This window comes from Streptomyces sp. NPDC002754, assembly GCF_053592315.1.
The window spans coordinates 38,255-56,964 of the sequence record NZ_JBSFVM010000039.1; the positions used below are offsets into that span (position 1 = coordinate 38,255).

The 18,710-nt window shown below is 71.1% G+C and carries 21 protein-coding genes and 1 pseudogene; 9 read left to right on the forward strand and 13 right to left on the reverse strand.

Annotated elements, in window-relative coordinates; translation table 11 throughout:
- Positions 1-150 precede the first annotated feature (150 nt).
- From ACWD2L_RS37310 to ACWD2L_RS37320, 3 genes are all read left to right on the forward strand, one after another.
- The gene (locus tag ACWD2L_RS37310) at positions 151-1,140 is read left to right on the forward strand and encodes an ArsR/SmtB family transcription factor (protein ID WP_351342790.1); all 990 of its coding nucleotides are present in this window, start codon (positions 151-153) and stop codon (positions 1,138-1,140) included.
- Positions 1,141-1,296: 156 nt separating this feature from the next.
- Positions 1,297-2,172, forward strand: a complete 876-nt coding sequence (locus tag ACWD2L_RS37315) for an undecaprenyl-diphosphate phosphatase (RefSeq protein WP_351342792.1) — start codon at positions 1,297-1,299, stop codon at positions 2,170-2,172.
- Between the two features lie 120 nt (positions 2,173-2,292).
- Positions 2,293-3,213 (forward strand): NADP-dependent oxidoreductase, encoded by a 921-nt coding sequence (locus tag ACWD2L_RS37320; protein ID WP_351342794.1) that lies wholly within the window; start codon positions 2,293-2,295, stop codon positions 3,211-3,213.
- Between the two features lie 12 nt (positions 3,214-3,225).
- Here the strand turns inward: ACWD2L_RS37320 and ACWD2L_RS37325 are convergent, their stop codons facing one another.
- Positions 3,226-3,933 (reverse strand): SDR family NAD(P)-dependent oxidoreductase, encoded by a 708-nt coding sequence (locus tag ACWD2L_RS37325; RefSeq protein WP_351342796.1) that lies wholly within the window; start codon positions 3,931-3,933, stop codon positions 3,226-3,228.
- 101 nt (positions 3,934-4,034) lie between these two features.
- Here ACWD2L_RS37325 and ACWD2L_RS37330 point away from each other — a divergent pair, with 101 nt between their 5' ends.
- Positions 4,035-4,886 carry a helix-turn-helix transcriptional regulator gene (locus ACWD2L_RS37330; protein ID WP_351342798.1) on the forward strand — a complete coding sequence of 284 codons (852 nt, stop codon included), beginning with the start codon at positions 4,035-4,037 and terminating at the stop codon, positions 4,884-4,886.
- A gap of 128 nt (positions 4,887-5,014) precedes the next feature.
- On the forward strand, positions 5,015-5,188 hold the full coding sequence (locus ACWD2L_RS37335) for a hypothetical protein (RefSeq protein ID WP_351342799.1): 174 nt from the start codon (positions 5,015-5,017) through the stop codon (positions 5,186-5,188).
- A 23-nt stretch (positions 5,189-5,211) separates the two neighbouring features.
- Here the strand turns inward: ACWD2L_RS37335 and ACWD2L_RS37340 are convergent, their stop codons facing one another.
- Both ACWD2L_RS37340 and ACWD2L_RS37345 read right to left on the reverse strand, forming a co-directional pair.
- On the reverse strand, positions 5,212-5,952 hold the full coding sequence (locus ACWD2L_RS37340) for an SDR family NAD(P)-dependent oxidoreductase (RefSeq protein ID WP_351342801.1): 741 nt from the start codon (positions 5,950-5,952) through the stop codon (positions 5,212-5,214).
- A 69-nt stretch (positions 5,953-6,021) separates the two neighbouring features.
- Positions 6,022-6,690, reverse strand: coding sequence for a hypothetical protein (locus ACWD2L_RS37345; protein ID WP_351342803.1), 669 nt, complete (start codon positions 6,688-6,690; stop codon positions 6,022-6,024).
- A gap of 100 nt (positions 6,691-6,790) precedes the next feature.
- Here ACWD2L_RS37345 and ACWD2L_RS37350 point away from each other — a divergent pair, with 100 nt between their 5' ends.
- Positions 6,791-7,267: a nuclear transport factor 2 family protein gene (locus ACWD2L_RS37350; protein WP_351342805.1), complete on the forward strand. Its 477-nt coding sequence runs from the start codon at positions 6,791-6,793 to the stop codon at positions 7,265-7,267.
- A gap of 107 nt (positions 7,268-7,374) precedes the next feature.
- Positions 7,375-8,943, forward strand: coding sequence for an apolipoprotein N-acyltransferase (lnt, locus tag ACWD2L_RS37355; RefSeq protein ID WP_351342807.1), 1,569 nt, complete (start codon positions 7,375-7,377; stop codon positions 8,941-8,943).
- A gap of 101 nt (positions 8,944-9,044) precedes the next feature.
- Here lnt and ACWD2L_RS37360 read toward each other — a convergent pair whose 3' ends face one another.
- Complete coding sequence (locus tag ACWD2L_RS37360; protein ID WP_351342809.1) at positions 9,045-9,947, reverse strand: Gfo/Idh/MocA family protein; 903 nt, start codon at positions 9,945-9,947, stop codon at positions 9,045-9,047.
- Entirely contained in the window at positions 9,944-10,387 is a 444-nt protein-coding gene (locus ACWD2L_RS37365) for an FAD-dependent monooxygenase (RefSeq protein WP_451193321.1), read from the reverse strand. The genes ACWD2L_RS37360 and ACWD2L_RS37365 overlap by 4 nt, the downstream gene beginning before the upstream one ends.
- Here ACWD2L_RS37365 and ACWD2L_RS37370 point away from each other — a divergent pair.
- A complete protein-coding gene (locus ACWD2L_RS37370) occupies positions 10,386-10,985 on the forward strand; it encodes a TetR/AcrR family transcriptional regulator (protein ID WP_351342811.1) in 600 nt (199 codons plus the stop codon). The genes ACWD2L_RS37365 and ACWD2L_RS37370 overlap by 2 nt on opposite strands.
- 183 nt (positions 10,986-11,168) lie before the next feature.
- Here the strand turns inward: ACWD2L_RS37370 and ACWD2L_RS37375 are convergent, their stop codons facing one another.
- From ACWD2L_RS37375 to ACWD2L_RS37410, 8 genes are all read right to left on the reverse strand, one after another.
- A complete protein-coding gene (locus tag ACWD2L_RS37375) occupies positions 11,169-11,714 on the reverse strand; it encodes a hypothetical protein (protein ID WP_351342813.1) in 546 nt (181 codons plus the stop codon).
- A gap of 141 nt (positions 11,715-11,855) precedes the next feature.
- Positions 11,856-12,539 (reverse strand): uracil-DNA glycosylase, encoded by a 684-nt coding sequence (gene ung / locus ACWD2L_RS37380; protein ID WP_351342815.1) that lies wholly within the window; start codon positions 12,537-12,539, stop codon positions 11,856-11,858.
- Between the two features lie 94 nt (positions 12,540-12,633).
- Positions 12,634-14,211: an ABC transporter substrate-binding protein gene (locus tag ACWD2L_RS37385; protein ID WP_451193324.1), complete on the reverse strand. Its 1,578-nt coding sequence runs from the start codon at positions 14,209-14,211 to the stop codon at positions 12,634-12,636.
- A gap of 162 nt (positions 14,212-14,373) precedes the next feature.
- The gene (locus ACWD2L_RS37390; RefSeq protein WP_351342817.1) at positions 14,374-15,141 is read right to left on the reverse strand and encodes an SDR family oxidoreductase; all 768 of its coding nucleotides are present in this window, start codon (positions 15,139-15,141) and stop codon (positions 14,374-14,376) included.
- Between the two features lie 17 nt (positions 15,142-15,158).
- Positions 15,159-15,920 (reverse strand): 3-oxoacyl-ACP reductase FabG, encoded by a 762-nt coding sequence (gene fabG / locus ACWD2L_RS37395; protein ID WP_351342819.1) that lies wholly within the window; start codon positions 15,918-15,920, stop codon positions 15,159-15,161.
- Between the two features lie 158 nt (positions 15,921-16,078).
- Positions 16,079-16,462: a DUF3037 domain-containing protein gene (locus ACWD2L_RS37400; protein WP_351342821.1), complete on the reverse strand. Its 384-nt coding sequence runs from the start codon at positions 16,460-16,462 to the stop codon at positions 16,079-16,081.
- Positions 16,459-17,268 carry a HipA family kinase gene (locus tag ACWD2L_RS37405; protein ID WP_351342823.1) on the reverse strand — a complete coding sequence of 270 codons (810 nt, stop codon included), beginning with the start codon at positions 17,266-17,268 and terminating at the stop codon, positions 16,459-16,461. The genes ACWD2L_RS37400 and ACWD2L_RS37405 overlap by 4 nt, the downstream gene beginning before the upstream one ends.
- Positions 17,269-17,755: 487 nt before the next feature.
- A complete protein-coding gene (locus tag ACWD2L_RS37410; protein ID WP_351342827.1) occupies positions 17,756-18,493 on the reverse strand; it encodes an SDR family NAD(P)-dependent oxidoreductase in 738 nt (245 codons plus the stop codon).
- A gap of 133 nt (positions 18,494-18,626) precedes the next feature.
- On the opposite strand from ACWD2L_RS37410, the pseudogene ACWD2L_RS37415 reads away from it, so the two are divergent.
- Positions 18,627-18,710, forward strand: a pseudogene (locus ACWD2L_RS37415) (Rrf2 family transcriptional regulator); the annotation flags it as partial.

An 18,710-nucleotide genomic window follows, 5' to 3' on the forward strand; every position in this document is an offset into this window, starting at 1 on the left:
CGTTAATCTTTCGCGCACCAGCGAAACCAGCACTCCCGAAACAGGGACTCCCGAAACGGGGACTCGCGACACAGGGACTCTCGACACAGGGACTCGCGACACAGGGACTCGCGAAGCCTGCGGAGACAACTGGAGACGAGGGGCGGAGTCATGGGGATCTGGCAGGTGGATGCCGACACCCTCGCGGGGAGTAGGTTCGTCGTGTCGCGGCTCGCCGAGGTGACCGCGAGCCTCAGGAAGCTGGCGGCTCCCGTCGCCGCGCACCCCGGCGAGCGGCGCTGGCTGGACACCCACCTGCCCGCCTACCGCACACGGCTCGCCGCCGAGCCGACGACCGCGCTGCTGCTGGACGCCGCGTTCGGGGCGCGCTGGATCGCCGACTTCATGACGCCCACGCCGGACGGCGTCCACGAGGACGATCTGGCGGACGGCCTCGCGCGGATCCGCGCCACGCCGCCGGCGGCCGTCCGCGCCGACCTCGCGGTCTCCTCACCGGGCCCGCTGCCCGACCCACTCGCCCACGCCGACGACCTCGCGGAGCGCGCCGCGGACCTGCTCGCATGGGTGTGGCGGGAGACGGTTCTGCCGGAGTGGCCGCGCCGCCGCCGGATCATCGAGGCCGATCTCCTCGCCCGGACAAGGGAGTTGACGCGTGGTGGCTGGGCGGCGGCCTTCGGCGGGATGCGCCCCACGATGGGCTGGCTCGGTGAGGGCCGACTCCGCATCAACGCCCACGACCACCCGCCACGGAACATCGCCGGCACCCAACTCCTGTTCGTCCCGGTCACCCCGAAGCAGGGCTGGGTGTCATGGCCGGAACCGGATCCCACGGTCGACCGGTACGCCGTGATCTACCCCTGCGCGGGCGCCCTCGCGGATGCGGACAGGTCGACCCCGCCCGGCGGACTCGCGGCGCTGCTCGGCACGGCCCGCGCCCAGGTCCTCGTCCTCCTCGAACAGCCCCTGACGACCAGCCAGTTGGTGGCCCTCACCGGCCAGGGCCTCGGCTCGGTGGGCCGCCACCTGAAGGTGCTGCACGAAGCCGGCCTCGTACAGCGGCGCAGGGCGGGCCGCTCGGTGCTCTACGTTCGTACGCCGCCGGGGGACACGCTCCTTCGGGCCGGGCGGCCGGGCCTGTAAAGGCTCTGCTCACTCCGTTGTGGCGCTCCCGTCACTTTCGAACGCTACTCTGCCCGACGCGACCCCCCGGGCCCGATGTGACGGGAGTTCGCGCCGCCCCGCCCGGCCCGCGTTCGCGGCCGGTTCCGTCGAGCACCTGGATCGCGTACCCACCTCATGTCCTGGTTCGAATCATTCATCCTCGGGCTCGTCCAGGGGCTCACGGAGTTCCTGCCGGTCTCGTCGAGCGCCCATCTGCGTCTCACGGCCGCGTTCGCGGGCTGGCACGATCCCGGCGCCGCCTTCACGGCGATCACCCAGCTCGGTACCGAGACCGCGGTCGTCATCTACTTCCGCAAGGACATCGCGCGGATCGTCTCGGCATGGTTCAAGTCCCTCACCGACAAGGCGAGTCGGGGCGACCACGACGCGCAAATGGGCTGGCTGGTGATCGTCGGCTCGATCCCGATCGGGGTGCTCGGCGTGACGCTCAAGGACCAGATCGAGGGCCCGTTCCGCGATCTGCGGCTCACCGCGACGACGCTGATCGTCATGGGCGTCGTCCTCGGCATCGCCGACCGGCTCGCGGCCCGCGACGAGACGGGCGGCCGACACCGCGTGGCCCACACCCGCAAGGAACTGAAGGACCTCTCGGTCAAGGACGGCCTGATCTACGGCCTGTGCCAGGCACTCGCCCTCGTCCCGGGCGTCTCCCGCTCGGGCGCCACCATCAGCGGCGGCCTGTTCCTCGGCTACACCCGCGAGTCCGCGGCCCGCTACTCCTTCCTCCTGGCGATCCCGGCGGTCCTGGCCTCCGGCGTCTTCGAGTTGAAGGACGCGAGCGAGGGCGGCCATGTCTCCTGGGGGCCGACGGTCTTCGCGACCCTGATCGCCTTCGGCGTCGGCTACGCGGTGATCGCCTGGCTGATGCGGTTCATCTCGACGCGCAGCTTCATGCCGTTCGTGTACTACCGGATCGCGCTGGGCATCGCCCTGTTCGTGCTGGTGAGCATGGGCGTGCTGAGCCCGCACGCGGCGGAGTCGGCGGGCTGAGCGGGTCCCGGTAAGAAGCTGAGCTGGTCCCGGTAAGAAACAGACCCCGGGAAGAGACCGAGCGCCCCAAGTGTTGTGCCCCACATCACAGTTGGGCCGATTCGGACGGGTGGACGCGGGATGCGAGCGGTGCGGTTTCACGAGTACGGCGGGATCGATGTGCTCCGGGTCGAGGACGTGCCGCGGCCCGTACCGGCCGCCGACCAGGTGCTGGTCGAGGTGCGGGCGGCCGGGATCCAGCCCGGTGAGGTGAGCATTCGGACGGGGTTCCTGCACGAGCGCTGGCCCGCCACGTTCCCGTCCGGGCAGGGCAGCGATCTGGCGGGGGTCGTCGTCGAAGTCGGCTCGCACGTACGGGACTTCGGGGTCGGTGACGAGGTCGTCGGGTTCACGCACCGGCGGGCCAGCCACGCCGAGTACGTCGTCGTCGACGACGTGCACCTCGTGCACCGGCCGGCCGGGCTCTCCTGGGACGTGGCCGGATCCCTGTCCGTCGCCGGGGCCACCGCGTACGCCTGCGTATGGGCCGTGGACCTGCGCCCCGGCGACACGGTCGCGGTGTCCGGCGCGGCGGGCGGCGTCGGGTCGATCGCCGTCCAGCTCGCGCGGCGGCACGGCGTCACCGTCATCGGCCTCGCGAGCGAGTCGAACCACGGCTGGCTGAAGGAGAAGGGCGTGGTCCCGGTCGCGTACGGGGACGGGGTGCGGGAGCGGATCCGGGAGGCCGCGGGCGGCCGGGGCGTCGACGCGTTCATCGACACGTACGGCACCGGATACGTCGAGCTCGCCGTGGAGTTGGGGGTGCGGCCCGAACGCATCAACACGATCCGCGACTGGGCGGTCGCGGGCCGGGTCGGCGCCCGGACCTACGGGGAGGGCGCGGCGGCGAGCGCGGTCGTCCTCGGCGAACTGGCCCGGCTGGCCGCGCGCGACGAACTCGAGGTGCCGATCGCCCGCACCTACCCGCTGGAGCAAGTACAGGACGCTTTCCGCGAGTTGGAGCGACGGCACACCCACGGAAAGATCACGCTCCGGCCATAGGGGTACACGGGTTCACCAGGGCAGGGGCCCCTCCGCGGAGACGTACGTACCCGTCGGCCCGTCGACCCCGACCCGCGCCATCCGCACGATGATCTCGGCGCCCTGCTCGACGCTCTGGACGCCCGTGTTGCCGTTCAGGTCGGTCCTGGTGAAGCCGGGCTCAACGGCGTTGATCCGGATCTCCGGGAAGGCCTTCGCGTACTGCACGGTCAGCATGTTCACGGCGGTCTTGGAGGCCGGGTAGGCGAGGCCGGGGTAACCGGCCGCCGGGTTCCCCGCGTCGGTGGCACCGGCCAGCGAGGCGAGGCCGCTGCTGACGTTGACGACGACGGGGGCGGCGGAGCGGCGCAGCAGCGGCAGGAACGCGTGGGTGACACGGACGGTGCCGAAGACGTTCGTCTCGAACAGCGGGCGCAGGGTGTCGACGGTCTCGTCGGCCGGGAGCACGATGCCGTTGCCGTCGGTGCGGCCCTCGATGCCGGCGTTGTTGATCAGTACGTCGAGGCCGCCCTCGGCCTCGACCGTCTTCGCGGCGGCCGCGACGGAGACATCGTCGGTGATGTCGATGACGACGTGCAGTGCGCCGAGCTCCTCCGCCGTGCGGCGCCCGCGCTCGGGGTCGCGGGCGCCGACGTAGACGGTGTGGCCGGCCTCGACGAGACGGCGGGCGGTTTCGCGGCCGAGGCCCTTGTTGGCGCCGGTGATCAGTGTGGTGGTCATGCGTCCAGGCTGCGCCGGTGGCGGCCCCGCGACCAGCCGTCCCGTCTTCCTGGGACCGGCGATACCAGGAAGATCCGGGCCGGACGCGGCACAGTGGTGGCATGGCACATGCGGAGCTCGGCGCTTTCGGTGACACGGTACGGCGCTGGCGGGACCGGGTCCCGCCGGAGGCCGCGGGGATCGCCGCCGTGGGGCCGCGGCGGGCCGCGGGACTGCGCCGCGAGGAGCTGGCGCTGCTCGCGGGGATCTCGGCGGACTACGTCACCCGGCTCGAACAGGGCCGCGCCACCCACCCCTCCGACCAGGTCGTGGAGGCGCTGGCCCGCGCGCTGCGGCTGACGGACACCGAGCGTGAGCACCTCTTCCGCCTCGCGGGCCTCGCGCCGCCGGGGCTCGAGACGGTGCCGGGCCGGCTCACCCCCAGCGTGCGGCGGCTCCTGGACCGGCTGTCCGGGACACCGGCCGCCGTGTTCGACGCGGCGTGGACGCTGCTGCTCGCGAACCCGTTGTACACGGCGCTGCTCGGCGAGCGCCCTGAGTGGGGCGGCTTCGGGCGCAACGCGGTGTGGTGGACGTTCCTCGGGCCGACGAGCCGGGTCCGCCTGACCTCCGATGAGCGGCAGGCCATGGAGACGGCCGTGGTGTCGGACCTGCGTACGACCGCGAGCCGCTACCCGCTGGACCCGCGCCTGCACACGCTCGTCGACGAACTCCGCACACGCAGCCCGCGCTTCGCCGAACTGTGGGACTCGGGCGCGGTCGGCCGGCACGCCGCCGCACGCAAGACGGTCGACCACCCGGAGATCGGCCCGCTGACGCTGGACTGCGACATTCTCACGGTGGCGGGCGACGATCTGCGCGTCATGCTCTACACGGCCGAGCCCGGCACCGCGGACGCGGACCGCCTGACGCTGCTCGCCACGACGGCGCTGCCGACGCCGGTGGACGCGTGACCCGGCACACGTGACGAGGGACGCGCGACCAGGAGCTCCACCGACTCCTTTACAGCATTGGTCACTTGGTGCTCAGTAACGCTCGCTCAGGGTTCCCAACCGGGCGGCCCGCACGTAGCCTTTGGCACATGCCGTCCGTCAATTCTGGTCCTGTGCGGTCTGCCTCGGAAGTCAACGAGCAGATCCGCGGATTGTGGCTGCGCACCGGTGGCCGGCTCACCGGAGAGCAGCGCGCCGAGTACGCGCTGCTGGTCACGGAGTGGGCCGAAGCGGTGCGCGCGGAGATCGTGGAAGCGGCCTGAACCGCCTCCACACCCCGGCCCGCTCAGCGGCCCCCTGCCACCCGTACCACGGTCCCCGTCGCGTACGACGCGTCCGGTGACAGCAGCCAGGCGATCGCCCCCGCGATCTCCTCGGCCGTCCCCGGGCGCCGCAGCGGGATACCGGGAGCCGCCTCGCGCGCGATGTCGGGCATCCCGCTGGTGGCGTGGATCTCGGTGTCGATGATGCCGGGCGCGACGCCGTTGACCCGCACCCCCACCGGGCCGAGTTCCTGGGCGAGGCCGAGGGTGATCGTGTCCACGGCCGCCTTGGACGCGGCGTAGTGCACGTACTGGCCGGGGCTGCCGAGGGTGGCGGCTCCGGAGGACACGTTCACGATGGCGCCCGCGCCCGCCTCCGTCATGTCGCGCGCGGCGCGGCGGCAGCACAGCAGGACGCCGAGGACGTTGACGTCGAGGACGCGGCGGAAGTCCTCGGTGCGCGCCTCGGCGAAGGGGCCGACCGGCGCGGTGACGCCCGCGTTGTTCACCAGGCCGGTGAGCGGCCCGAGGTGCGCACCCGCCTCGTCGAACATCCGCTCCACGTCCGCCTCTTGCGAGGTGTCGGCCCGCACGACGACACAGCGGGCGCCTGCCTCGCGCACGGCCTCGGCGGTGTGCTCGGCGGCGTCCTTGTCGCTCACGTAGGACAGCGCGACGTCGTGGCCTTCCCGCGCGAGTCGCACGGACGTGGCGGCACCGATGCCCCGGCTGCCGCCGGTGACGAGCGTGATGGGGCGGTTCAAGGGAGCCTCCTGGTCAGAAGTACGGGCCCCCTGACCAGGCAGGCCGGGATGTGGCCACGCGGACGAAGATCATGCCGCGTCGGGGGCACCGTACCAACGCCACTTCCCGCGCCGCTCCATGCCCTCCAGGTCGCCCCGGCCCGTGGCCCACAGCAGCGTCGCCCAGGGCTCGGTGTCAGCGGGGACGTCGGGGAAGAGGCGGTGCAGCGTGCGCGCGCACAGGTCGGCCGGCGGCTCGAACGCGATGCCGAGTCCGAGCGCCAGGTCGTGCGCGTGCACCAGCGTCTCGACGACGCCCATCGCGGCGAAGCCCTCGGGGTCGGAGGCGCCGAAGACGTGGAACCCACGGGCGGTCGCCGGGGTCGAGCGCACCACCGCCGCGAGGATGCCGCCGCCCGCCTCCAGGGCGCCGAGCATGGCGCACGGGCCCGCTTCGAGATCGACGGTAAGGGTGTTCTCCGGCCCTTCGGGCCGGCGCCGGCCGCCGCCCCAGCGCACGTAGTCGTCCGCCAGGGGGCGCAGCGAGCCGATCTGCGCGGCGTAGAAGAAGAGGTCGTCGGCGAGGTGCTCGCCGGTCTCCCAGCACGTCCACGCGAGCGGGCCCGCCGGGGCGTTCCAGTCGGCTTCGGGCGCGGTGCGCAGTGCGGAGACCGCGAGCTCGACGGCCTGGACGACGTCGTCCGCCGTGACGGGGCCTGGCGCCCCGGCCGGGAGTTGCGTGTTCGGGTCAGCAGGCATGGCGCGACGGTAACAGCGCACGCGGCGCACGCCCCAGGAGTTTTCGACCCGGCGGCGCACGCCTCTTGGTTCCGTGCGCCCCGGGCCCGAGACTGAGCCGATGACGCAGCGTGTGGAACTCGCGACCGTCCTCGACCGCCTCGCCGTCGACGAGTTGGTGACGGACTACGCCGCGGCCGTGGACGACGGCGACTGGCCGGCGTACCGCGGCCTGTTCGAACCGGAGGGCCGTGCCGACTACCGGGAGGCGGGCGGGGTGGAGGGCAGCGCCGCGGAGATCGCGCAGTGGCTGTCGACGACGATGGAGCTGTTCCCGATGCGCCAGCACCTGATCGTGAACCGCCGGGTCCGCTTCGACACCGTCGACCGCGACATCGGCGACACGGGCCGCGTCCGGGCCGACTACTTCAACCCGATGCGCTTCGCGGGCGACGGCGACTCGACGGCCCCCGACTTCATCTGCGGCGGCCGGTACGCCTTCGACCTCGTGCGTACGTCCGTCGGTTGGCGGCTGCGCCGGGTGACGGTCTACGAGAAGTGGCGCCGCGTTCCCGAGCGGGCCGCCGCGGGCAGTTGACCCGCCGCCGCCCCCTGCCCGGCGCCCACTGTCGTTGATCGTCGTCGGCGCGCACACTGTAGGCGCGAGGCGATGGCCGTACCAGTACGAGGCGGGAGGCGCGGCGCATGGAGGGGTGGCGGCAGCGGCTCGACACGTCACGGTGGTGGCGCGGCGCCGCGGCGGCCGGCGCGGGCGCCCTGCCCGCGCTCGCGTTCCCGGCGCCCTCCCTGTGGTGGTTCGCGTACGTCGCGCTCGTCCCGTGGATGCTGCTCGCTCGCTCGTCCTGCACGCCGCGCCGGGCGGCGCTGGACGGCTGGCTCGGCGGGCTCGGGTTCATGCTCGCGGTGCATCACTGGCTGCTGCCGAGCCTGCATGTGTTCACGCTCGTCCTCGCGGCGCTGCTCGGCGCGCTGTGGGCGCCGTGGGGCTGGCTGCTGCGCCGCCTTCTGCACGGCCGGCCGACGCCGGGGCAGTCGGCGATCGCGCTCCTCGCCATCCCTTCGGGATGGCTGATGGTCGAACTGGTCCGCTCCTGGGAGGGGTTGGGCGGCCCGTGGGGTCTGCTCGGCTCCAGCCAGTGGCAGGTGCCGCCCGCGCTGCGGCTCGCGTCGGTGGGCGGCGTCTGGCTGCTCAGCCTGCTCGTGGTGGCCGTGAACACCGGCGTGACGCTCCTCCTCGTCGCGCGCGGCGCCCGCGCTCCGGCGGTGGCGGGGCTTGTCGCGACGGTCACGGTCACCGGGGTCGCGTGGGTGTGGGCGCCGCGCCCCGAGACGGACGGGCGGGCCCGGGTCGCGGTGGTGCAGCCGGGCGTGGTCGACGGCCTCGGCAGCATCAAGTCCCGCTTCGACCGGGAGGTGCGGCTGACCCGTCAACTGACGGACCGGGACGTCGATCTCGTGGTGTGGGGCGAGAGCAGCGTCGGCTACGACCTGCCGCGCCGCCCCGACCTCGCCCGCCGGCTCGCCGCGCTCTCCCGCGAGGTGGACGCGGAGATCCTCGTCAACGTCGACGCACGACGCCGAGCCGCCGACGGCTCCGGCCAAGGCATATACAAAACTTCCGTACTCGTCGGCAGGAACGGCCTCACCGGCGACCACTACGACAAAATGCGGCTCGTCCCCTTCGGCGAGTACGTGCCCGCGCGCGAGCTCCTCGGCTGGGCCACCTCGGTCGGCAAGGCGGCGGGCGAGGACCGGATGCGGGGCACGCGGCAGGTCGTGATGGACGTGCGCCACGGTGAGCGAACGCTGCGCGTCGGGCCGCTGGTCTGCTTCGAGTCGGCGTTCCCCGACATGACGCGACAGCTGACGCGGGACGGGGCGCAGGTACTGCTCGCGCAGTCCTCGACGTCGACGTTCCAGCACAGTTGGGCCCCCGAACAACACGCCTCGCTCGCCGCGGTCCGCGCCGCGGAAACGGGCCGCCCGATGGTGCACGCGACCCTGACCGGAGTCTCCGCGGTATACGGCCCGGACGGGACCCGCGCCGGCGCCTGGCTCGCCACCTCGGCAAACACGGCCCACGTCTACGACATACCAACCGCACAGGGCACGACGCTGTACGTCCGCTTCGGCGCCTGGCCGGTACACGGGGCGGTCACGGTGCTGACACTGCTCGCGGCAACCGAAGCCACACGGCGCCTGTCTCTCAAGCCCCTCCGGCGGGTGAGCCGATCAACCCCCTACGGCGGGTGAGCCAATCAAGCCCCTGCGGCGATTGAGCAGCGGGGTCCGGGGCGGAGCCCCGAGTCCGCAACGCCGTCGCCGCCTGGACGATGCGCTCGAGCCCCGCTGAATCACACCCGCCGCGACACCTCACGCACGACCTGCTCACACAACTCATGCGTGGCGAGCGCGTCCCGCGCGCTCAGCACCTTGCCCGCCCGCACCGCGTCAAGGAACCCGAGCACGGCCTGCTCGATCCCCCGCTGGCGAGCGACCGGCACCCAGTCCCCACGCCGCCGCACCGTGGGCTGCCCCTTGTGATCGACCACATCAGAGAGGTTCAACACCTGCCGCTTGGAATCCTGCCCCGACACCTCGAGGATCTCCTCGGTGGAGCCGCTCAACCGGTTCATGACGCCGAGCGCGGTGAAACCGTCACCCGCGAGCTGGAGGACGACATGCTCCAGCAGACCGCCCTCGACGCGGGCACGCACGGTGACATCGTCGACCGGCCCCGGCACGAGGAAGCGCAGGGTATCGACGACGTGGATGAAGTCGTCGAGGACCATCGCACGCGGCTCCTCGGGGAGCCCGACACGGTTCTTCTGCATCAGGATCAGCTCGCGCGGGTGCTCGACGCACTGCGCGTACCCGGGCGCGTAACGGCGGTTGAAGCCGACGGCAAGGCTCACACAGCGCTCCTCGGCGAGCCGTACGAGCCGCTTGGACTCGGCGAGTTCGTAGGCGAGCGGCTTGTCGACGTACGTCGCGACGCCCGCCTCCAGGAGCCGCGTGACGATCTCCGGGTGGGCGACGGTCGGCGCGTGCACGAACGCCGCGTCGAGGCCCTGCGCGAGGAGCGCGTCGAGGTCGGCGTGGCGCTGCGACGCGGGCACGCGGAGCTGGTCCGCGACCTCGGTCAGCGTCGCGGGCGTCCGCGTCTGCAGGTGCAGTTCGAGCGCGGGCTGCGCGCCGAGCACCGGCAGGTACGCCTTCTTGGCGATGTCTCCGAGTCCGATGACGCCGACTTTCACGTCTGTGTGCTCCTGTCCTGTTCCCGCGACGGCCGGGCTGCCGTGCCGGTGCCCTTCCGGGTCCGGGCAGCATACGGGGACGCACTGACACCGGGCTCCCGCCGGGGCGGGCACCAGTCCGCGATGCCGTCCATGCCGCGCAGCAGGAAGCCCGGACCGAGCGCGCCGACGGCGCGGATCACCGAGTTGCGCAGGGCGATCAGGGGCCGGTTCGCGGTGAGGTTGATCCGGCTGACGGTGATCGCCTTGCGCGCGATCGCCGTCGTACGGGGCAGCCGCGCCGCCGTGTAGTCGGACAGATCGAGCGGGGCGTCGGGCGCGGCACGGTGGGCGAGGACGACCGCGTCCTCGATGGCCTGGTTGCCACCCTGGCCGAGGGTCGGCGCCATGGCGTGCGCGGCGTCGCCGAGCAGGGCGACGCGGCCGTAGATTGCCGCCATGGACCTCCCCCTCTCCCGCGCCGACCGAATCGCCGACGCCGCCCTGGCGCTGCTCGCGGAGCGCGGCATGCGCGGGCTGACCCACCGCGCGGTCGACGAGGCGGCGGGGCTGCCCCAGGGCTCGACCTCCAACCACGCGCGCACCCGCCTCGCCCTCCTGGAATCGGCGGTGCGGCGGCTCGCCGTGCACGAGGGACGAGTACTCTCGATCGACGAACTACCGCCCCCCTCGGACGACCTCGCCTCCCTGGTCGACGGCATGGCACTCGCCCTGCACCGCTACCTCACCCGCCACCCGCAGATGCTCGTCTGCCGCTACGAATTGGCCCTGGAGGCGACCCGCAGGCCCGAGCTGCGCACCTTCTTCGACGAGACGGGCCGCCAGTTCCGCGCCCCCCTCACCAACCTGCTCCGAGCGGCGGGCTCACCCTCCCCCGAACGACACACCCTGTCCCTGGTGGCATGGACGGAAGGCATCATGTTCTCCTGCGTGGCAGGCTCCTTCCACACAACCACCCCGACCTTGCCCCAACTACGCCAAGGTTACCGGGAGTTGCTCCAAGGAATGCTCCCCCAATCAAGCCCCTGCGGCGGGTGAGCCGATCAAGCTCCTGCGGCGATTGAGCAGACCTTTCAAGCCCCTGCGGGGCTTCGCCTTTCAAGCCCCCGCGGGGCTTGGTATTTCAAGCCCCTGCGACGATTGAGCAGGCATTTCAAGCCCCTGCGGCGATTGAGCAGCGGGGTCCGGGGCAGAGCCCCGCGACGTGTGCGAACCTCCCGCCTACGCCCCACTCCGCTGCGGCCCCAACGGCTCCCCACCGCCCCCCTCCCCCGGCTCCACCACACCCGCCCCCATCAACCCCACCCGCTCCTCCAACCGCGCAAGCGCCGCCCGCACCCCATCCCCATACCCGTCATCCCCCAACGCCCCCGCCACCGCACGCGCCCGCGCCAGGTGACTGCGAGCCGCCCCGGGCCGATCCAACTTCACATAGTCCGCCGCCAAGTTGAGATGCAGCGACGGATAGAACGCCTGCAAGGCCAGCGACGACTCGTGCTCCGCGAGCCGCTCCTGCGTGAGCGAATCCGCGGCGGACAACGCCCGCAGGTCCCAGGCCAGCTCGTCCGACGGCTCGTCCTGCGTGTCGGCCATGTAGTGCGCGAGCGTGCAGCGGTGCAGCGGGTCGCCGGCCTCCCCGATCTCCGCCCACAGGCCGAGGAAGCGCTCCTGCGCCTCCTCGCGGTCACCGCCGTGATGCAGCATGACCGCCTGCCCGATGCGGCTCATCATGGCGTCGTCCGACGCCTGTTCACGCTGCTGTGCCACTGTCTCCTCCAAGCCCGGCCGCCCGGCACGCCCCGCGCGCGCCCGACCACGATGTCCGATCCGACGACGCTAACCGGCGGCACTGACAATCCAGCTCAAGCGCGTCCCCCGCGAGCCGGGCCGGGCCGGGCCCGCCCGGGCTCAGCCCAGGTCCGGAACGGTCCAGTCGATCGGCGGGTGGCCCTGCGCGGCGATCGCCTCGTTGATCTGCGTGAACGGCTGCGAGCCGAAGAACTTCCGCGCCGACAGCGGCGAGGGGTGCGCGCCCTTCACCACCGCGTGCCGCCCGGTGTCGATGAGCGGCAGCTTCTTCTGCGCGTAGTTCCCCCACAGCACGAACACCGCCGGGTCCGCCCGCTGGACGACGGCGTGGATCACCGCGTCCGTGAACTTCTCCCAGCCCTTGCCCTTGTGCGAGTTGGCCTCACCGGCCCGCACCGTGAGCACCGCGTTGAGCAGCAGCACGCCCTGCTCGGCCCACGGCATCAGATACCCGTTGTCGGGGATCGGGGTGCCGAGCTCGGCCTGCATCTCCTTGTAGATGTTGCGCAGCGAGGGCGGCGTCTTCACGCCGGGCCGCACCGAGAAGCACAGTCCGTGCCCCTGCCCCTCGCCGTGGTACGGGTCCTGGCCGAGGACGAGCACCTTCACCTTGTCGTAGGGCGTCGCGTCGAGCGCGGCGAAGACCTGCTCGCGCGGCGGGTAGACGGGACCTCTCGCGCGCTCCTCCTCGACGAACTCGGTGAGCTCCTTGAAGTAGGGCTTCTGCAGTTCGCCGCCGAGGACGCCGCGCCAGGATTCGGGCAGCATCGCGGTGTCGGTCACGTCAACAACCTCCGGGGTACGGGCCTGTGCTTCAACACCCAGAAACCTACCGGCGCCCACTGACAATCCGCGCCCGCCCCAGCACGGACGGGGGTCACCAGCTCGTCTTGCGGTGCAGCTCCCACATCATCATGATCGTCGACGGGTCGAGGGCCCGCTCGCCGCCCGAGATCTCCTCGCTCGCGGCGATGAACTGCTTGCCCTGCCACAGCGGCAGCAGCCGCGCGTCCCGCACCATGATGTGCTGGGCCTGCTCGAACTGCCGCACCACGACGCCCCGGTCGCGCTGCTTGCGGGACTGCGGAAGCAGCTTGTCGGTGATCTCGGGCGAGACGTACGGCGTGCTCAGGGCGTTCTTCTCGCCCACGAAGGGTGCGATGAAGTTGTCCGCGTCGGGGAAGTCGGGGAACCAGCCGCGCCCGAACACCGGATACTCGCCCTTCTTGTATCCCTGTTCGAACGACTTCCAGGGACGACTCTTGAGCGTGACCTTGAAGAGCTTCGACGCCTCCAACTGCCGCTTGATCTCGGCGAATTCGGGCGCGGTCGCGGAGCCGTAGCGGTCGGAGGCGTACCAGAGCGTGAGCGGGACAGGAGCGTTGATGCCCGCCTTCGTAAGGATCCCGGCCGCTTTCGCGGAGCTCGGGTCGTTGAACTCGTCGAAGTAGTCCGTGGTGTGGCCCGCGAGGCCCCTGGGAACCATCGAGTACAGCGGTTCCACGGTGTTCGCGTACACCTTCTCCGCGATCGCCCCGCGGTCGACGATCTGGGCGACCGCCCGGCGCACCGCGCTCTTGCCCGCCCACGGGTCCTTGGGGTTGAACACGAGATAGCTGATCTCCATGCCCGCGCCCTCGACGAGCTGCAGGTCGCCCGCGCCCTGCTTGTCCTGGAGGTCCACGATGTCGTCGGCCGCGAGACCACGGAAGGTCGCGTCGATCTTCTTCGTCTTCAGGGCGCCGACCATCGCGGACGACGTCTTGAAGTAGCGGATCGTCACCGCGTCGTTCTTGCGGTCCGCGAAGCCCTGGTAGTTGTCGTTGCGCACGAGTTCGGCCTTGCGGCCGTCGGCGTACGACGTGAGCGTGTACGGCCCCGAACCCATCACCTTGCCGTCCGTGCGCCCGGACTTCGCGGGATACGAGGAGGGGTCGACGATCGACATGGCGGGAGTGGAGAGCACGAACGGGAAGGTGGCGTCCGGCTTGGTGAGCCGGAACGTTACGCCACGATCACCCTGCGTCTCCACGCGGTCGAGGCTGCCCAGCAGCCCCGCGGGCCCGCCGCCCCCACCGACCCTGCGGACCCGGTCGATGGAGTACTTCACGGCTTTCGCGTCGAGCGCCTCCCCGTTGGAGAACTTCATGTCCTCGCGCAGCTCGCAGTGGTAGACGCGGTTGGCGGAGTCCTCGAATCGGCACTCGGCCGCGTCCGCCTGCGGTTCGGCGGCGCCCGAAGGCAACGACACCAGCGTCTGGTAGACGTTGCGGAACAGTTCCCACGAGCCGTCCCAGGACATCGCGGGGTCCAGCGTGCTCGGCACACTGGTGGTGCCCACGACGATGGGCCGCTCGTCGGAATCCTCGCCCGAATTCATCAGCCCGCATCCGGTGAGCAGGGTCATCGACGCGAATGCCGCCCACACACGAGGGGCAGGGAAACGGTTGAACACGCGCTCGCTCCTCGATCAGCCGTGCCAGGTCGGCAGACAATATCGCAGCGCCCCGCCGGTTCAACTGCTTGAAACGACGGGGCACTTCACGAGCGGGGCCCTTTGTGGAACGTTGTCGCGCAACGCCCGGAATCTCACCCAGGGGCGGGCCGGCCCCGGGGCCTATTCGACGCCGGCGTTGAGGAACTTGCCGCCGTCCACCACGAGGTTCTGTCCGGTGATCCAGCCGGACTGCTCGGAGGTGAGGAACGCGGCGGCGCCCCCGATGTCCGCCGGCACACCGAGCCGGCCCATCGGGTACGTGGCCGCGACCTCGGCCTCCCGGCCCTCGTACAGGGCGGACGCGAACTTGGTCTTCACCACCGCCGGGGCGATCGAGTTGACCCGCACCACCGGCGCGAACTCGTGCGCCAGCTGGAGCGTCAGGTTGACCATGGCGGCCTTGCTGATGCCGTACGCGCCGATGAACGGCGAGGCGGAGACGCCCGCCACGGACGCGATGTTGACGATCGCGCCGCCGTTCTCCTTCTGCCACGCCTTCCACGTCTGCTGCGCGAAGCCGAGCGCGGAGACGACGTTGGTCTCGAAGACCTTGCGCGCCACGTTCAGGTCGAGCTCGGCGATCGGGCCGAACACCGGGTTCGTACCGGCGTTGTTGACGAGGAAGTCGACGCGGCCGAACGCCTCCATGGTGCGCTCGACGGCGGCGGCCTGGTGCGCCTCGTCGTGCGCCTTGCCCGCTACGTAGATGGCGCGGTCGGAACCGAGCTGCTCGACGGCCTCCTTGAGGGCGTCCTCGCCGCGTCCGGTGACGCAGACGCGGTCGCCGCGCGCGATCAGGGCCTCGGCGATGCCGTAGCCGATGCCGCGGCTCGCGCCCGTGACGAGCGCGACCCTGCCGGAGGGCTCCGGGAGTTCAGAAGTGGTCATGTCCGTGTCCCCCGGCCTCAGTTGAGCGGGCCGCCGGCCACGTACATGACCTGGCCCGAGACGAAGCCGGCCGCCTCACCGGTGAAGAAGGCGATGGCGTTGGCGATGTCCTCCGGACGGCCCACGCGCTGCACCGGGATCTGGGTGGCGGCCGCGGCCTGGAAGTCCTCGAAGCCCATGCCGACGCGCTCGGCGGTGGCCGCCGTCATGTCGGTGACGATGAAGCCGGGCGCCACGGAGTTGGCGGTGACGCCGAACTTGCCGAGCTCCTTGGCGAGGGTCTTCGTGAAGCCCTGCAGGCCGGCCTTGGCGGCCGAGTAGTTGACCTGGCCGCGGTTGCCGAGCGCCGAGGACGACGACAGGTTCACGATGCGGCCGAACTTGGCGTCCACCATGTGCTTCTGGACGGCCTTGGACATCAGGAACGCACCGCGCAGGTGCACGTTCATGACCGTGTCCCAGTCATTGGCGCTCATCTTGAACAGCAGGTTGTCGCGCAGCACGCCCGCGTTGTTCACGAGGATCGTGGGGGCGCCGAGCTCCTCGGCGATGCGCGCGACGGCGGCCTCGGTCTGCGCCTCGTCGGAGACGTCGCAGCCGACGGCAAGGGCCTTGCCACCGGCGGCGGTGATCTTCTCGACGGTGTCCTTGCAGGCGGCCTCGTCGAGGTCGATCACGGCTACGGCGCGGCCCTCTTCGGCCAGACGGATCGCGGTGGCGGCGCCGATGCCGCGCGCGGCTCCCGTGACGATCGCTACGCGCTGCTCAGTGGTGGACATGCTCTTCGGTCTCCTCGCCCTAGAGGTGCGGCCGCTCCGCCCGGTGCGGGTGAGCAACCGCTTAGTACCCTGTGCGTGTGACGCTAGAAGCCCTGACACCCGGTGTCAACGTGCCCACCAGGTGCCGCTGATCACTAGCGAGCCCTGACCCCGCGCGTTCAGCGCACCAGCAGGTCGAGCAGGCGCTCCGCCTCGGCGGCCGGGTCCGCGGTCAGTCCGGTGTGCACGGGGCCGGGCTGCACCACGGTCGAGCGCGGCGCGACGAGCCAGCGGTAGCGCCGCCCGGCGTCGTCCTCGGCCGCCTGCCCCGCGCCGTCTCCCCCGCGGCAGTGCCGCTCCACGGCGGCAAGGACGGCGCGCACGCCGGTCACGTCCGCCTCGGGGTCGAGCGCGAGCAGCCGCTTCTCGTCGAGGTGGGTGAGGGCCGTGACGAAGGACTTGGCGCGGCAGTACACGACGACACCGGCGTTGATCTGCTCCCCGCGTTCGATGCTGGGCACGATGCGCAGCAGGGCGTACTCGAAGACGTCGCGCTCGCTCACTGGTCCGCTCCTTCGGTCACCCAGCCGGTCGTTGGCGCGGTCCGGGCTGCGCCGCGCGGCAGGTCGATGCGCTCGTGGACGGTGGCGGCACGCTCCGCCAGCAGCTCGACGTACGCCCGCCGCACCGCGTCGGGGTCGTCGAACCCCGGCTCGTCGGCGAGCCACACGTCGGGCACGTCGGCGGCGGCCCGCGCGAGCAGTTCCTCCGTGACGCGCGGGGCGAGTTCGGCGGCGGCCGCGGCGACATCGGGTCCGAACGGGGCGAGGGCGTGGTCGGTGGCGTCGTACCGCTTGGCCGCCCAGGCCGCCGCGCCGCGCCAGTTGTGGTGCCAGATCATGCTCGCGCCATGGTCGATGAGCCACAGCTCGCCGCCCTGGACCAGCATGTTGGGGTTGCGCCAGGACCGGTCGACGTTGTTGATCAGCGCGTCGAACCAGACGATCCGGCCCGCCTCCACCGAATCGACGACGTACGCGAGGGGGTCGAAGCCGAGCGCCCGCGGCAGGAACCGCATGCCGAGGTTGGTGCCGCCGCTCCGCTTGAGCAGCTCCTGCACCTCCTGGTCGGGCTCGCCGAGGCCGATCACCGGGTCCAGGTCGAGCGTGACGAGCCCCGGTACACGAAAGCCGAGCGCGCGCGCCAACTGGCCGCAGATCACCTCGGCGACGAGCGTCTTTCGCCCCTGCCCCGCGCCGGTGAACTTCATGGCGTACGGGACGAGATCGTCACCCTCGACGAGACCGGGAAGCGACCCGCCTTCCCGCAATGGGGTGACGTAGCGGGTCGCGGCGACCTGTGTCAACACTTTCGAAGGCTCCATGGTTCGATTGCCTTACATTCCATGACAGGCTCAAGTTTGGCGCGCCCCCGACAGAGGCCCCCAGATCAGCCCTGGGGAGAATCTGGGGAGTTCCGTCCGGCATCCTCGTGCCCCAAACTCCCCAGCAGCCCATCGATGGCGGCATGCCCCTTACTCCCCGCCTTCGGCATCAAGTGAGCATAGTAACGAAGCGTGACACCAGGGGACGAGTGTCCGAGCCATCGCGCCAGCGTCACCACGGACTCCCCCACCTCCGACATGGCCGAAGCCTAGGTGTGCCGCAGCACACGGAAGCCGTCCTTCGGCGCAGCCACCCACTCCCATTGCTTCGCACCCTTCGCGCGCAGCGGGATGACGCCAGCCTCAGCGGTCGCCGCTGGAAGCTCTTCGAGGTGACCCATGCGTTGCAGGGACAACGAGCCGACCAGGGCCTAGAGGGTCTCGGAGTCCGGCCCTTCCATGAAGAGAGCACTCACACCTGCGCGTAACCACCGTCGGCGAAGAACTCGGCACCATTGACGAAACTCGACGCGTCCGAGGCAAGGAACGTCGTCACGGCGGCGATCTCCTCGGGTTCGGCGAGCCTGCCAAGAGGGACTTCACCTTCTGCTTGCTCGAGAACCTCGGGCGGGACCAGCTCAAGCAGGCCAGGGGTGCGTGTACCACCCGGGGATACGACGTTGACCCGAAAGCCATGCGCGCGCGAGCTGTGGGCCCAACCGCGGGCCAGATTGCGGACCGCGGCCTTCGTCGCTCCGTAGACCTCGAGTCCCGGGTCAGGCCGTGTCCCGGCGGTCGATCCCGTCAGGATCACCGAAGCGTTTGTACTGAGCAGCGGCAGCGCTAGTTGCAGGGTGAAGATCGTTCCCTTGACGTTGGTGGCGAACAGCGAGTCGATCAGTTCCTCGGTCACCTCGCCGAACGGAGCTGCGGTGCCGATGCCGGCGTTGGCGACCAGCACGTCGATGTGGCCGGCCTGGTCGCGCACGGTGCTGTAGAACGCGTCGAGGTCCGAGGGCACCGAAACATCACAGACCACGCCAGTTACGGCGGGTCCGAGTTCGGCGGCCGCGGCGTCGAGCGCGTCCTTGCGGCGACCGGTGATGAAAACCCTGGCGCCCTCGTCGCGGAATGCGCGTGCGGTCGCGAATCCGATGCCGCCACTACCCCCGGTAACCACGGCAACCTTGCCCGTGAGTGACTTACTCATTCTTCTCACCTCGTTGATTGACTGCCCCCGACAGTCGCAACGCTAATAGTTACGACAACTTGTTGCAACTATAGTTGTTACGACTTCACTGTCGTAACATAACTCGTTGCGGCTAAGAGGAGAGGAGGAGCCCATGAGCGCCAACAGCAGGCTGACCATCGCCGCCCACGCGCTGGCCTGGATCGGCCTCTACCAGCGCCAGGGCCACGAGGTCGCC

Bases quoted from the DNA above. Each gene is read 5' to 3' on its own strand.
- ACWD2L_RS37330 (WP_351342798.1), top strand. From the start codon at position 4,035: ATGGCACATGCGGAGCTCGGCGCTTTCGGTGACACGGTACGGCGCTGG.
- ACWD2L_RS37410 (WP_351342827.1), bottom strand. From the start codon at position 18,493: ATGAGTAAGTCACTCACGGGCAAGGTTGCCGTGGTTACCGGGGGTAGT.
- ACWD2L_RS37370 (WP_351342811.1), top strand. From the start codon at position 10,386: ATGGACCTCCCCCTCTCCCGCGCCGACCGAATCGCCGACGCCGCCCTG.
- ACWD2L_RS37345 (WP_351342803.1), bottom strand. From the start codon at position 6,690: ATGCCTGCTGACCCGAACACGCAACTCCCGGCCGGGGCGCCAGGCCCC.
- ACWD2L_RS37325 (WP_351342796.1), bottom strand. From the start codon at position 3,933: ATGACCACCACACTGATCACCGGCGCCAACAAGGGCCTCGGCCGCGAA.
- lnt (WP_351342807.1), top strand. From the start codon at position 7,375: ATGGAGGGGTGGCGGCAGCGGCTCGACACGTCACGGTGGTGGCGCGGC.
- ACWD2L_RS37335 (WP_351342799.1), top strand. From the start codon at position 5,015: ATGCCGTCCGTCAATTCTGGTCCTGTGCGGTCTGCCTCGGAAGTCAAC.
- ACWD2L_RS37315 (WP_351342792.1), top strand. From the start codon at position 1,297: ATGTCCTGGTTCGAATCATTCATCCTCGGGCTCGTCCAGGGGCTCACG.
- ACWD2L_RS37310 (WP_351342790.1), top strand. From the start codon at position 151: ATGGGGATCTGGCAGGTGGATGCCGACACCCTCGCGGGGAGTAGGTTC.
- ACWD2L_RS37320 (WP_351342794.1), top strand. From the start codon at position 2,293: ATGCGAGCGGTGCGGTTTCACGAGTACGGCGGGATCGATGTGCTCCGG.
- ACWD2L_RS37365 (WP_451193321.1), bottom strand. From the start codon at position 10,387: ATGGCGGCAATCTACGGCCGCGTCGCCCTGCTCGGCGACGCCGCGCAC.
- fabG (WP_351342819.1), bottom strand. From the start codon at position 15,920: ATGTCCACCACTGAGCAGCGCGTAGCGATCGTCACGGGAGCCGCGCGC.
- ACWD2L_RS37390 (WP_351342817.1), bottom strand. From the start codon at position 15,141: ATGACCACTTCTGAACTCCCGGAGCCCTCCGGCAGGGTCGCGCTCGTC.
- ACWD2L_RS37350 (WP_351342805.1), top strand. From the start codon at position 6,791: ATGACGCAGCGTGTGGAACTCGCGACCGTCCTCGACCGCCTCGCCGTC.